This is a genomic window from Pseudomonas sp. CH235 (assembly GCF_004368175.1).
In the GTDB taxonomy this organism is placed as follows: domain Bacteria; phylum Pseudomonadota; class Gammaproteobacteria; order Pseudomonadales; family Pseudomonadaceae; genus Aquipseudomonas; species Aquipseudomonas paraglycinae.
On sequence record NZ_RRZJ01000003.1, the window covers coordinates 273,635 to 286,431 of the forward strand.

General features: G+C 61.7%; 12 protein-coding genes. 8 read left to right on the top strand and 4 right to left on the bottom strand.

The window, feature by feature from the left end; translation table 11 throughout:
* Positions 1-3: 3 nt before the first annotated feature.
* Positions 4-405, bottom strand: a complete 402-nt coding sequence (locus EIY71_RS05130; RefSeq protein WP_085747774.1) for a helix-turn-helix domain-containing protein — start codon at positions 403-405, stop codon at positions 4-6.
* A gap of 248 nt (positions 406-653) precedes the next feature.
* On the opposite strand from EIY71_RS05130, the gene EIY71_RS05135 reads away from it, so the two are divergent.
* The 7 genes from EIY71_RS05135 (at position 654) to ycaC (ending at position 8,163) form a co-directional block, all read left to right on the top strand.
* Positions 654-1,637, top strand: a complete 984-nt coding sequence (locus EIY71_RS05135; RefSeq protein ID WP_129973536.1) for an MBL fold metallo-hydrolase — start codon at positions 654-656, stop codon at positions 1,635-1,637.
* A 45-nt stretch (positions 1,638-1,682) separates the two neighbouring features.
* Positions 1,683-2,606, top strand: a complete 924-nt coding sequence (locus EIY71_RS05140; protein WP_007956084.1) for a LysR family transcriptional regulator — start codon at positions 1,683-1,685, stop codon at positions 2,604-2,606.
* Positions 2,607-2,721: 115 nt separating this feature from the next.
* Positions 2,722-4,452: a hypothetical protein gene (locus EIY71_RS05145; protein ID WP_085747772.1), complete on the top strand. Its 1,731-nt coding sequence runs from the start codon at positions 2,722-2,724 to the stop codon at positions 4,450-4,452.
* 96 nt (positions 4,453-4,548) lie between these two features.
* Positions 4,549-4,965, top strand: a complete 417-nt coding sequence (locus tag EIY71_RS05150; RefSeq protein WP_039771512.1) for a DoxX family protein — start codon at positions 4,549-4,551, stop codon at positions 4,963-4,965.
* Positions 4,958-5,584, top strand: coding sequence for an antibiotic biosynthesis monooxygenase (locus EIY71_RS05155; protein ID WP_085747771.1), 627 nt, complete (start codon positions 4,958-4,960; stop codon positions 5,582-5,584). The genes EIY71_RS05150 and EIY71_RS05155 overlap by 8 nt, the downstream gene beginning before the upstream one ends.
* Before the next feature lie 45 nt (positions 5,585-5,629).
* A complete protein-coding gene (locus EIY71_RS05160) occupies positions 5,630-7,468 on the top strand; it encodes an amidohydrolase (protein WP_085747770.1) in 1,839 nt (612 codons plus the stop codon).
* 68 nt (positions 7,469-7,536) lie between these two features.
* Positions 7,537-8,163 carry an isochorismate family cysteine hydrolase YcaC gene (ycaC, locus tag EIY71_RS05165; RefSeq protein ID WP_039771508.1) on the top strand — a complete coding sequence of 209 codons (627 nt, stop codon included), beginning with the start codon at positions 7,537-7,539 and terminating at the stop codon, positions 8,161-8,163.
* 294 nt (positions 8,164-8,457) lie between these two features.
* On the opposite strand, the gene EIY71_RS05170 is transcribed toward ycaC, so the two are convergent.
* Positions 8,458-9,885 carry a mechanosensitive ion channel family protein gene (locus EIY71_RS05170; RefSeq protein ID WP_134020779.1) on the bottom strand — a complete coding sequence of 476 codons (1,428 nt, stop codon included), beginning with the start codon at positions 9,883-9,885 and terminating at the stop codon, positions 8,458-8,460.
* Between the two features lie 63 nt (positions 9,886-9,948).
* A complete protein-coding gene (locus EIY71_RS05175) occupies positions 9,949-10,965 on the bottom strand; it encodes an alpha/beta hydrolase (RefSeq protein ID WP_102717991.1) in 1,017 nt (338 codons plus the stop codon).
* Positions 10,966-11,125: 160 nt separating this feature from the next.
* Between EIY71_RS05175 and EIY71_RS05180 the strand changes: the two genes are divergently transcribed.
* Positions 11,126-12,025: a LysR family transcriptional regulator gene (locus tag EIY71_RS05180; RefSeq protein WP_134020782.1), complete on the top strand. Its 900-nt coding sequence runs from the start codon at positions 11,126-11,128 to the stop codon at positions 12,023-12,025.
* Between the two features lie 149 nt (positions 12,026-12,174).
* Here the strand turns inward: EIY71_RS05180 and EIY71_RS28535 are convergent, their stop codons facing one another.
* Positions 12,175-12,789, bottom strand: a complete 615-nt coding sequence (locus EIY71_RS28535) for a hypothetical protein (protein WP_256661082.1) — start codon at positions 12,787-12,789, stop codon at positions 12,175-12,177.
* Between the last annotated feature and the right edge of the window lie 8 nt (positions 12,790-12,797).

The following is a 12,797-nucleotide window of genomic DNA, read 5'->3' on the forward strand; positions in this document are numbered from 1 at the left end:
GCTTCAGCGGTTTTTCATGACCTGACAACGCCACGCAAACGGATTGATCCCTTCGCTGCGAGTGAAGATGTGGCAGAAGTGCGCCTGATCGCAGAAGCCGCATTCCAGGCTGATTTGCGTGAGGCTGTGGTTCGTCTGCTGGATCAACAGCTTGGCCCGGGCAATGCGCTGGGTGCGGATCCAGTCTTGCGGCGAGTACCCGGTGCTGCACTTGAACGCCCGGGAAAAATGGCTGCGTGACAGTGAGCAGGCGTTGGCCAGCTCGGTGACTTCAAGGCTGTCGCCGAGGCGTTCGAGGATCAGTTGTTTCACCAGCCGCTCGCGCTGCGGGCTGAGGCCGCCGGTGCTGGTCTTGCGGGGTTCGCTGGCAGGGGCGCGGGCGACGGTTTGCTGTAAGTGAGCCATGGCCAAGGTCCGTGTCGGTGGGGAACGCACGGTCAGCGCTTTCCCTCAGGTCAATAAAACAACGCTGCGCAGAGGGATTCATTGTTTGACGAGGGGCGAAGGCTGACGAGTTAAACGTTGTTAATTCCACCGTCGGCTGCAACTCAGCACACCGCTGCAAGTCCCCATGACGGGAAGCGGGCAGGATGGCGACGATTGGGGGCGGGCCATAAGGGGCCGCAGAATCGGGCTCGGGCGAGAGGATGCATATGAAAGGTTTGTTCAACGGCGCAATCGGCGTGGCGTTGGTCGGTGTGATGTCTAGCGCCATGGCGCAGGCACCGCAGGTTGGCACGCAGGCGCCGGGTTATTTCCGGCTGGCGCTGGGCGATTACGAGGTGACGGCGCTGTTCGACGGCTACAACGATTTGTCGCCGAAGCTGCTGCAGGGCATGAGCCAGAGCCAGATTCGCGCGCTGCTGGCCCGTCGCTCGATTGAAACGCCGGGCGTGCAGACCGCGTTCAATGCGTTCCTGGTCAACACCGGCAAACAACTGATTCTGGTGGATACCGGCGCGGGCCAGTGCATCGGCGCCACTGCCGGCCAGCTCTCGGCGAACATGCAGGCAGCGGGTTACAAGCCTGAGCAGGTCGACGCGATTCTGCTGACGCACCTGCACCTGGATCACGTCTGTGGACTGGTCGACGGCCAGCAACGGCCGATCTTTGCCAATGCGACGGTTTACGCCGCCAAGGCAGAAGCCGATTACTGGCTCGACCCGCAGGCCCTCGCCAAGGCACCAGCCGGCGCGCGGGAGTTCTTCAAGATCGCTCAGGACTCTACCGCGCCATACGTCTCCGCCGGGCGCTTCAAGACATTCGCGGCGGGCCAGTCGCCGTTGCCGGGCTTGGTCGAAGCCACACTGGAAGCCGGGCACACGCCGGGCAGTACCACCTACCGTTTTACTTCACAGAATCAGAGCATCGTGTTCATGGGGGATCTGGTGCACAACCTCGCGGTGCAGTTCGATCATCCTGAGGTGGCGATCAGCTTCGACGTCAACAGCCAGCAAGCGATCAAGAGTCGTAATGCGGTGTTCAGTGCAGCGGCGGCCAGCAAGACCTGGGTCACGGCTGCGCACTTGCCGTTCCCGGGCATCGGTCACATTACCGCGGTCGACAAACACTTCCAGTGGGTGCCGGTCGAATACGGCCCCTACAAACGCGCGGCCAAAGTGCCGCTCATCGAGTAAAGTGCCCACCTTTCACGTCAGGCTCAAACAAGGAAAACGTGCCCCATGAACCGAAACGATCTGCGCCGCGTCGACATGAACCTGCTGGTGATTTTCGAAGCACTGATGTTCGAAAAGAACCTGACCCGCGTCGCCGAAAAACTGTTCATGGGCCAACCGGCGGTGAGCGCGGCGCTGGGCCGCTTGCGCGATCTGTTCGACGATCCGTTGTTGCTGCGCAATGGCCGGGGCATGGAACCGACGGCGCGGGCGCTGGCGATTCTTCGGGAACTGCAACCGGCGATGGACGTGATTTCCGGCGCGGTCAGCCGGGCCAAGGAATTCGATCCGGCGACCAGTTGCGACGTGTTCCGCATCGGTCTGTCGGATGACGCGGAGTTCGGCCTGTTCCCGCCGCTATTGCGCCAGTTGCAGGAAGAGGCGCCGGGGATCGTGGTCGTGGTGCGCCGCGCCAACTACCTGCTGATGCCGACGTTGCTGGCCTCCGGGGAAATCTCCGTCGGCGTGAGTTACACCACCGATCTGCCGGCCAACGCCAAGCGCAAGAAACTGCGCGACATTCCCTGCAAGGTCTTGCGCGGCGACAACCGGCCAGGCCCGCTGACCCTCGACGAATACTGCGAGCGACCCCATGCGATGGTGTCGTTCTCCGGCGATCTGAGCGGCAACATCGACGTGGACCTGGCCAAGGTCGGTCGCAGCCGCCGCGTGGTGCTCGGTGTTCCGCAATTCAGCGGTTTGCGCGCGCTGCTGGCGGGTACCGAGATGATCGCGACCGTGCCGGATTACGCGGCGTGTGCGTTGGTCGAAGGCTGTGCGTTGCGGGCTGAAGATCCGCCGTTTCCCATCGATGCGGCGCAACTGTCGATGGCGTGGAGCGGGGTGCATGACAACGACCCGGCGGAGAAATGGCTGCGGTCGCGGATCAGTCAGTTCATGTCGGTGACGCTGGATATTCCGGTGGTTTAAGCGTGCCGTTCGTCTGAATCAACCCGCAACCTGTTAGTTCTGACAGTGGTGCGTGCTCGTCTTCCCGTGTTTGATGGGCCAATGCCGAAGCGGCCAGCTATCAAGGGAAGTGAATATGGACACGCCGATTCCTGCGCTCACCCGTGACGATCTGCCACCACTGGCAATTGAAGAAAGTTCGAAGGGTTTCCTGGTGCCAGCGGCCGCCCGGTACAACCTGACGGTAACAATCGACTTCCCTTGGTTGCCAGGGGACTTTATTACGATCAAGGTGGCAGGAACTCCAGGTCCCGGTTCCTATACGTCGCCGCGAATCCCGATCGGCGGATTCAAACGCCCTTTTACGACCCACATTGACACCACATTGATAGCATTTAATCTCGGGCTAACTGTCAGCGCCTTTTATACGCTTCACCGTGGCACTGAACCGTCTGTGGAATCACAAACTTTGCCGCTTTACATACCGCTCATCAACCAACTTGATCTGCCCCTGCCGGTGATCAAGGAGGCAAGCGACGAAGGTGAGGGCACTCACCTGGATGTGAGCGAACTGGCTGAGGTTACATTGCGTATCAGGTCATGGCTGCTGAGCAGGCGCGAGCAGTTCTTCTGGCTCCGGCTTACAGGTGTGAAGCCCGACGGCAGTGTCTGGGAGGCCTGGTATTGGAAAGCACCGGAGAATGTCGTCGGTAATGGATTCAGTCTGGGATATAAAGAGGAAAGAGTCCCTGCTGCACCGCTGCAAGGTCTGCAAAATGGCAGCGTGCTGACGATGAGATTCTGGGCCGGGCTGCAAAACAGTCCGGAGCTTTCCGAGGCCCAGGCATTTGCCCATCGGAACTACACCGTCAATACAGTTGCAACCAATACGCCCGGCATATCGTCGGTCACCGATGCCGAGGGTGAAGTCCCCGATGGCGCAGACACCCGCTACACCAGCGTTACCCTGAGCGGTAGTGGTTTCGGCGCGATAGACGTCTTTGATGGTCAAACTTTTCTGGACACCGTCAACGCAGTGGGCGGTATCTGGACCTATTTGGCAAAGGCACTGACCGGAGGCCTGCATTCGTTCACGGTTCGTTTGGCAGATGGCAGCGGGGGAACGTCCAGTCCGAGGCGAATCAAGGTCGTCATTCAGAACCTCGAGGTGACGATTGCCGAGGCGCCCGATAATGGCAATGTTGATCCGTTGGCGGTAGAGATGAATCTGACGGCTGTCGTGAATTACGACATGCAGCCCAACGACCGGATCAGAGTCCGCTGGACTGCTGCGCCGGGGACTCCGGCGGCGGGCTCACACACCACCAATACCCTCACAGCCGGCCCCACGCGTCCCAGGAGAATCCCTTTGCCGCTTACGCTCGTGGCGTTCAGCCTGGGCAAGCGGGTCACGGTCAGCGCCGAATATGATCGCGGCACGGCTCAGCCCGTGCCTTTGGGGCCTATTCATCTGAATGTGGGGATGATCCCGGCGGACCGGTTCATTCCTCCCGTTTTTCTCGAGGCCAATGGTACGTCGGACCTGTTCTTGGCCAGCGTGCAGGGCGGCGCAACCTTGCGCTTTGGTGTATGGCCGCATATTGCGAGATTGCAGTCACTCTGGCTGGATCTGGAGGGCGAAGACATCAACGGTGCCCCCCATAATCTCGCGATGTGGACGGGCAACGTTACCGTCAACCAGAGCTGGGTCTTCAATAACGGTTACAGCGTCATTGTTTTGTTCAGTTACTTGAAGGATCTGCGCCCCGGCAGCACGTTGACTCTGCGTTTCAGGGTCAATCTGGACACCGTCGCGAATTCGTCAACGGCTCAGGCTTTTGTCCTGCGTCAGTACACGATTCGATAGAGCGGGCGATCAAGAGCAAAGAGAGCACACCCATCCAATTTCCCCCCCGATCAATCATTGCACTATTCCCTGCAATGATTGATCAAGGGTGGGCCCATGAACGCTGTACAACGCAATGACCAGGCGCAAGATCTCGGCCTGCTGTTCCTGCGGGTGACCGGCGGGTTGTTTCTGCTGTTCGTCCACGGCTTGCCCAAGCTGCTGGACTTCACCGCGCAACTGCAACTGATCGAAGACCCGTTCCACCTCGGTGCCCACCTCACTTTGATTCTGGCGATCTTCGCCGAAGTCCTCTGCCCGCTGCTGATCGTCGCCGGGGTGCTGGCGCGTCTGGCGTGCTTGCCTATTCTCTTTGTGCTGCTGGTGGCGTTGCTGCTCGTGCATCCGCAATGGAGTGTGGCCGAAGGGCAATTCGGCTGGTTGCTGTTGATCCTCTTCACCACTGTTCTGATCGCCGGGCCGGGACGGCTGGCGCTCAATGTTCGTTTGCCCGGAGTACTCCGTTATGCCTGATGCCCAGACCCTGAAAAAACCGGGACCCGAAGAAACCGTGACGCTGATCGTCAAACACCGGGTCAAGGCCGGTTTTGAAGCGCCTTACGAAGCCTGGCTGCGCAATATCGTCAGCGTGGCGGGGCGCGAAGAAGGGCATCTGGGCGTGGACGTGATGCGCAGCCAGCAGGGCGGGCTCGCACTGTTCACCTGCGTGCTGCGTTATTGCTCGACCGAGGCGATGCAGCGCTGGCTCGATTCGCCGCAGCGTCAGAAGCTGATCGATGAAGCGGCGCCGATGCTAGCCGACGGCGACCAGACCGAAGTCAACGCAGCCAACGAATTCTGGTTCACGCCGACGGCCGAGGCCGGATCGCCGCCGCCACGCTGGAAGCAGGCTGTAGTGACGCTGCTGGTGATCCTGCCGCACACCTTGCTGGTGCCGCTGATCTGGGGGCCGTTGCTGCAGCTCAATGCCTTTCTGTCCAACTACGTGGTCGCCACGTTCCTGATCACCCTGACCATCGTGGTGTCGGTGGTTTACGTGTTCATGCCGCCGGTGACCCGTCTGTTCGCGCCGTGGCTGGAAGCCGGTCAGTCACACAAACACCTCGAATCCAATGCCAACTCGCCACGCTGAAGCGGTGGGTCCGGGCTCCGTCTCACTTATCTCGAAGGAACTGCGATGAACGCCGATCTGATTCTGTTCAATGGCCAATTTCATACGGTAGACCGCGAAAAACCCCTCGCCAGTGCCGTGGCGATCAAGGACGGCCGCTTTGTCGTCGTCGGTAACGATACGCAAGCCATGGCCCTGCGCGGCGCCGGTACGCAAGTGGTCGACCTCAAGGGCCGCTGCGTGATTCCCGGCCTCAACGACTCGCACTTGCACCTGATCCGTGGCGGCTTGAACTACAACCTCGAACTGCGCTGGGAAGGTGTACCGTCGCTGGCCGATGCGCTGCGCATGCTCAAGGATCAGGCCGACCGCACACCGACCCCGCAATGGGTGCGCGTGGTCGGTGGCTGGAACGAATTCCAGTTCGCCGAAAAACGCATGCCGACCCTCGAAGAAATCAACCAGGCCGCGCCGGACACCCCGGTATTCATCCTGCACCTGTACGACCGTGCGTTGCTCAACCGCGCTGCGTTGCGCGTTGCCGGCTACACCCGCGACACGCCGAACCCGCCTGGCGGCGAGATCGTGCGCGATGCCAACGGCAACCCGACCGGCATGCTGGTGGCGCGGCCAAACGCGATGATTCTGTACTCGACGCTGGCCAAGGGGCCGAAGCTGCCGCTGGAATATCAGGTCAACTCGACCCGCCAGTTCATGCGCGAACTCAATCGCCTCGGCCTGACCAGCGCCATCGATGCCGGTGGCGGTTTCCAGAACTATCCGGACGATTATCAGGTGATCGAACAACTGGCCAAAGACGACCAGTTGACCGTGCGCATCGCCTACAACCTGTTCACCCAGAAGCCCAAAGAAGAGCTGACCGATTTCCAGAACTGGACCGGCAGCGTCAAGTTGCATCAGGGCGATGACTTCCTGCGTCACAACGGCGCCGGCGAGATGCTGGTGTTCTCGGCAGCGGATTTCGAAGACTTCCTCGAACCGCGCCCGGACCTGCCGCAGACCATGGAACAGGAACTGGAGCCGGTGGTGCGTCACCTGGTCGAACAGCGCTGGCCGTTCCGTCTGCACGCCACCTACAACGAATCGATCAGCCGCATGCTGGATGTGTTCGAGAAGGTCAACCGCGACATTCCGTTCAACGGTTTGCCGTGGTTCTTCGACCACGCCGAAACCATCACCCCGCAGAACATCGAGCGGGTGAAAGCGCTGGGCGGCGGCATCGCGATTCAGGATCGCATGGCGTTCCAGGGTGAATACTTCGTCGACCGCTACGGCAAGCAAGCCGCCGAAGCCACGCCACCGATCAAGCGCATGCTCGCCGAAGGCGTGCCGGTCGGCGCGGGCACCGATGCCACGCGGGTGTCCAGCTACAACCCGTGGACCTCGCTGTACTGGATGGTCAGCGGTCGCACCGTCGGCGGTCTGGCGCTGTACGAAGAAGGTTTGCCACGTACCACCGCGCTGGAGCTGTTCACCCATGGCAGCGCCTGGTTCTCGTCCGAGCAGGGCAAGAAGGGCCAGATCAAGGTCGGGCAACTGGCGGACCTGGCAGCGCTGAGCGCGGACTTCTTCCATGTCGAGGAAGAAGCGATCAAGTGGATCGAGTCGGTGCTGACCGTGGTCGGCGGCAAAATCGTTTATTCCGCCGGAGACTTCGAAGACCTAGGCCCACGTGCATTGCCGGTGCTGCCGGACTGGTCGCCGGTGGTGAAAGTCCCGGGCCACTGGCGCCCGAATTCGCCCTTGCAGGCCCAGGTGCACCAGTGCAGCGGCCCGTGCGCGGTGCATACCCACAGCCATGAAAAAGCGCGGATGTCGAATGCGCCGGTCAGCGACTTCGCCGGTTTCTGGGGCGCGTTCGGTTGCTCCTGCTTCGCGTTCTGATCCTTTTGAAAAGCGCCGCTCTGTGTGAGCGGCGCTCCCCGCAACAACCATCCATCGAGGAGTTTCACATGAGCAACGTTCCTTACAGCCGCCTGAACAAAGACGATGCCGTTGTACTGTTGGTCGACCACCAGACCGGTCTGATCTCGCTGGTACAGGATTTCTCGCCGAACGAGTTCAAGAACAACGTGCTGGCGCTGGGCGACATCGCCAAGTTCTTCAACCTGCCGACCATCCTCACCACCAGCTTCGATTCCGGCCCGAACGGCCCGATCGTGCCTGAGCTGAAAGAGCAATTCCCGGACGCACCGTTCATTGCCCGCCCTGGCCAGATCAACGCCTGGGACAACGAAGATTTCGTCAAGGCCATCAAGGCCACCGGCCGCAAGCAACTGATCATCGCCGGTGTGGTGACTGACGTGTGCGTGGCGTTCCCGACCCTGTCGGCCATTGCCGAAGGTTTTGAAGTGTTCGTGGTGACTGACGCTTCCGGCACTTTCAACACCACCGTGCAGCAGGCTGCCTGGGCGCGCATGTCCGCTGCCGGCGCACACCTGCTGAACTGGTTCGCTGTGGCCTGCGAGCTGCAAGTCGACTGGCGCAACGACATGGAAGGCCTGGCGAATCTGCTGTCGCAGCGTCTGCCTAACTATCGCAACCTGATCAACAGCTACACCAAGTTCACGGCCCAGTAATTGGCTGAACAAAATGCCCGCTGAAGAGCGGGCATTTTTTTGCGGTGTTGGTGAGTGTGTATTTTCACTTCGAAAACCAGCCCTCACCCCAGCCCTCTCCCGGACGGAGAGGGAGCTGACCGAGTGGTTCTTTCGAGGTACATCGACCTGAAAAATCGAGTCGAACTCAGGTTTTGAAAAGCACCGAGATCGGCTCCCTTTCCCCCTCGCCCCCCTGGGGGAGAGGGCTAGGCGGGCGGCGTTCCGATGAGGGGGTTGGATTTCGAAGTTAAAGAAGATTGAAAGCCCGGTGAATTATCGCTTCTGCAACCACCCCAAAAACCCACCCTTGCGAACCGGTACAGGCTTGGCCATCAGCGCCAACCGACTGTTCTGCTGCCGTACCGCCTGCAACTTGTTCAACGCCTGACCCACTTCACTGCGCTGTTCCATGCACTGGCGGGTCAGGTTCTTGTCGAGGCGATAAATGATCGACGACGTCAGCGCCGTGAACGTCGCCTGCGAAGGCGTATCCGCGAGGATGCTCTGTTCGCCCATGACCTCACTCGGCCCCATGCGCCCGGCCTCGGTGAAGCCGTTGCCGTCCGGTACGCTGGCGCTGACCACGCCGGTGGCGATCACGAACAGGCTGTCCGGGACTTCCTCCAGATTGAGCACTACCTGCCCGGCGCTGTACTGCTGCGCGACCATCGATTCGGCGAGGCGATCGCGTTCCTCATGGCTCAGCGAGCGGAAGATTTTCACTTCATCGAGCAAGGCGCGGGCGCGGGTCGAAGGTTCGATCACGCCGTCCGGGTGCCGCGAAATGCCAGCCGCTTCGAGATGGCGGTGGGCGAGGTCGAACAGTTGATTGCGCACCTCGCTTTTCTTGCCCAGTTCGGCGATGAACCCGCTGGCCACGTATTCCGACATTTCGTCGCCGGCCTCTTTCAGCACCGCTTTCGGCGCGGGCGTCAGCAACAGACTGCTGCTGCCTTGCAGCGTGCGCTCGAGGGCGTCGAGCACCCGGCGCGGGCGAATGTGGTTCGGCACCTTGATGCTGATCGACACGCCGTGCAGGTTGTTCGGGCGGCTGAGGTTGACGATCTTGGCCTTGGCCGCCACCGAGTTCGGCACCACGGCCAGAGTGCCGGTGCTGGACAGCAGGTGCGTGGCACGCCAGTTGATGTCGAGCACCTTGCCTTCGACGCCGTCGATGACCACCAGATCATCCACCTGATACGGCTTGGTGGTGTTAAGCACGATGCCGGAAAACACGTCGGCCAAGGTGCTTTGCAGCGCCAGACCGATGACGATCGCCACCACGCCGGAAGTCGCGAGCAGGCCTTTGACCGGCAGATCCAGCACATAACCGGCCGCCGCGACGATGGCCGCCAGAAACACCAGCGCCCCGATCACGTCCTGCAACAACCGGCCGCTGTGACCGATGCGGCGCATCAGGATCAGGCCGATGACTTCGGTCAGCACCCGCGCGGCGTACAGCCACCAGAGAATCCCCAGTGCCGTCGCCCCGAGTTGCGCCACCGGGTCATCGGCGAACAACGGCGCCTGCAACGGGCTGACACCGGCGTTGATGGCCAGTGCGTTGAAGCCCAGAAACAGCACCAGTCGCACAGCGACCCGTTGCGCGCGATGCTTGAACGGCACGAGATGCCAGAGCAAGGTGTCGAGCACCAGCAGCAGGGCGCTCCAGGACAGCAGGTGGGCAGAAAAAAGGCTCATGAGGTGAACTCCGGCGGGCACAAAAGAAAACGCCACACCCGAAGGTGTGGCGAGGGGTTGCACTCAGTTCAGATGGGTCTTGAGTTCCGCTGCGGCCTGGCGCACGGCGGCTTTCACTTCAGGAATCCCGTTCAGCGGGTTGAGCAGGCCGAAGTCGTGAATCATCCCGTTGTAACGCACCGAGGTCACTGCTACACCGGCCGCGTCGAGGTGGCGGGCGTAGCCTTCGCCTTCGTCACGCAGCACGTCGAACTCGGCGGTCTGCACCAGCGCGGCGGGCAGGCCCTTGAGCTGTTCGGCGCTGGCGTTGAGCGGCGAGGCATGGATCTGCGCACGCTCGGCCGGGTTGGTGGTGTAGTTGTCCCAGAACCACTGCATCATGCCCTTGGTCAGGAAATGGCCCTCGGCGAATTGCTGGTACGAGCCGTTATCAAACCCGGCGTTGGTCACCGGCCACATCAGCAACTGGAAGCGCAGGGCCGGGGTTTTCTGTTCCTTGGCCATCAGCGCCACGACTGCCGCCATGTTGCCGCCGACGCTGTTGCCGGCCACCGCCAGACGCTTGCCGTCGACTCCGATGTCCTTGCCGTGCTCGGCCACCCATTTGGTTGCCGCGTAAGCCTGATTGATCGCGGTCGGGTACTGCGCTTCCGGCGACGGCGTGTAGTCGACGTACACCGCGACCGCGCCGGAACCCACCACCAGATCACGGATCAAGCGTTGGTGGGTCGGGAAGTCGCCCAGCACCCAGCCGCCACCGTGGAAGAACATGAACACCGGCAACTCGCCTTTGACCTTGGCCGGACGCACCACTTTCAGGTTGATCGTCTGGCCGTCGACCTTGATCGCCTTGTCGCTGACTTCAACGCCGGACAGATCAACCTTCACCGAAGCCTGGGCACCGGTCAGCACCGCACGGGCGTCTTTCGGGCTCAGTTGCTCAAGGGGTTTGCCACCGCCGGCGGCGAGGGCATCGAGGAAGGCCTGAGTGTTGTGTTCGACCCCAGTGCTTTCGGCGGCGAATGCGTTGCCGATGGACAGGGCGAGGAGGGAAGCGGCGAGGGTTTTCTTGATGTTCATGTGCAAATCCTTTTTAAGTCGTTTGAGTTTTTATGCCTTGGGATCGGGCTGCTGTGGCGCTGGGCTTCAGGCCTCAGCAACACCGTGAGCACAGATTAATGAGGTGCCGGAAAGTGAAAAAGCGGTTATAAAGCGTTTAACTGTCAACCAGAGAGTGACAATGAACCCGTTCGAAGACATGCGTATTTTTTGCCAGGTCATGGACTCCGGCAGCTTCACGGCGGCGGCCGATCAGTTGGGTCTGTCCAAGCAGTTCGTCAGCCGTCGGTTGATGCAACTGGAGGAGCGCCTCGGCGTGCGATTGCTCAACCGTTCGACCCGGCGCCTGGACGTGACGCCGCTGGGCCAGAGCTATTACGAGTCGGCGCTGCGTTTGCTCGGTGAAGTGGAGTCGGTGGAGCAGGGCATCGCCGGGCAGACCGCAGAGCCGCGCGGGGCGATTCGCGTGAGTGCGCCGCTGTCGTTCGCGCTGGCGCATCTGGGCTGCTTGCTGCCGCCGTTTCTGCAGCGTTATCGCGAGGTCACGGTGGAAGTGGACCTGAGCGACCGGCCGGTGGATCTGCTGGGCGAGGGTTACGACCTGGCGTTGCGCATTGGCGTATTGGAGGACTCGACCCTGATCGCCCGACGCATCGCGTCAATCGAGCGGGTGTACTGCGCCAGTCCGGCGTATCTGGCCGAGCGCGGTACGCCGGTCAAACCGGAAGATTTGCTGGGCCACGACTGTCTGCCATACGGCCACGGGCGTTCGGTGCAGTGGCGGTTCAACGCGGGGCAGGGCAAGCCGCTGCTGGTGAATGTCACCGGGCGGATGCGCGTCAACAACGGTGAGTTGCTGCGGGATGCGGCGGTGGCGGGGATGGGGATTACCTATCTGCCTACGTTCATTGTCGGCGCGGCGCTGAAGGATGGGCGGCTGGTGCCGGTGCTGGACGAGTTTCGGCCGGAACCGCTGACGCTGTCGGCGGTGTACCCGCAGCATCGTCAGGCGTCTCGGCCGGTGCTGGCGTTGATCGAGTTTTTGCGGGAGCGGCTGGATCAGAATCATGTCGCTCTCTAGGTTTTGCGGTGAACTGGTGGGCACCGATGAGCCCTGTGGGAGTCGGGCTTGCCCGCGATAACGGTGGGTCAGTTAGTGATGCTTTAACTGACCAGGCCTCATCGCTGGCAAGCCAGCTCCCACAGGGATTGCGGTGCTTTCAGTTCGGGTCAGTTGGCGCGCTTGTCATCGCCAGGCTCGCCGCCGACGTGAACACCGCGATCATCACCGGGTTCGCCCGCGGCATGCAGGCCTCGGTCATCACCGATTTCGCCGGCACGATGTACGCCATGGTCGTCACCGATTTCACCAGCGCGATGTACACCGTGGTCATCGCCGACCTCTCCGGACCGATGCACACCGTGGTCGTCGCCGGGTTCAGAATGCGTGCCGCTGCGACCGGATGACGCCGTGTTGCCGGAGTGGCCCGAGCCGTGGTCACTGCCGCTGTGGCCAGTGTTGCCACCGCCGCCACTGCCACTGTTGCCGCCACTGCCGCTGCCGCCGTGACCACCACCATTGCCGCCACTGCCGCTGCCTCCGCCGTGACCACCACCGCTGCCGCCGCCACCACCATTACCGCCACCACCATTGCCGCCGCCACCGCCTCCGCCGCCACCCCCACCGTTTCCACCGCCGCCGCCACCGCCGCTTCCTCCACCACCACTTCCCCCATCCTTGGCCTGAACACTCGACACCCCGGACAGGCTGTCCGGAATCAGTACGGTAGACGCCGACAGGACTGCGCCGATGGCCATTGCGAGCACGAGCTTTTGAATGTGCATATCGTTCT

Bases quoted from the DNA above. Each gene is read 5' to 3' on its own strand.
- EIY71_RS05145 (WP_085747772.1), top strand. From the start codon at position 2,722: ATGGACACGCCGATTCCTGCGCTCACCCGTGACGATCTGCCACCACTG.
- EIY71_RS28535 (WP_256661082.1), bottom strand. From the start codon at position 12,789: ATGCACATTCAAAAGCTCGTGCTCGCAATGGCCATCGGCGCAGTCCTG.
- EIY71_RS05170 (WP_134020779.1), bottom strand. From the start codon at position 9,885: ATGAGCCTTTTTTCTGCCCACCTGCTGTCCTGGAGCGCCCTGCTGCTG.
- ycaC (WP_039771508.1), top strand. From the start codon at position 7,537: ATGAGCAACGTTCCTTACAGCCGCCTGAACAAAGACGATGCCGTTGTA.
- EIY71_RS05160 (WP_085747770.1), top strand. From the start codon at position 5,630: ATGAACGCCGATCTGATTCTGTTCAATGGCCAATTTCATACGGTAGAC.
- EIY71_RS05140 (WP_007956084.1), top strand. From the start codon at position 1,683: ATGAACCGAAACGATCTGCGCCGCGTCGACATGAACCTGCTGGTGATT.
- EIY71_RS05130 (WP_085747774.1), bottom strand. From the start codon at position 405: ATGGCTCACTTACAGCAAACCGTCGCCCGCGCCCCTGCCAGCGAACCC.
- EIY71_RS05180 (WP_134020782.1), top strand. From the start codon at position 11,126: ATGAACCCGTTCGAAGACATGCGTATTTTTTGCCAGGTCATGGACTCC.
- EIY71_RS05135 (WP_129973536.1), top strand. From the start codon at position 654: ATGAAAGGTTTGTTCAACGGCGCAATCGGCGTGGCGTTGGTCGGTGTG.
- EIY71_RS05175 (WP_102717991.1), bottom strand. From the start codon at position 10,965: ATGAACATCAAGAAAACCCTCGCCGCTTCCCTCCTCGCCCTGTCCATC.
- EIY71_RS05155 (WP_085747771.1), top strand. From the start codon at position 4,958: ATGCCTGATGCCCAGACCCTGAAAAAACCGGGACCCGAAGAAACCGTG.
- EIY71_RS05150 (WP_039771512.1), top strand. From the start codon at position 4,549: ATGAACGCTGTACAACGCAATGACCAGGCGCAAGATCTCGGCCTGCTG.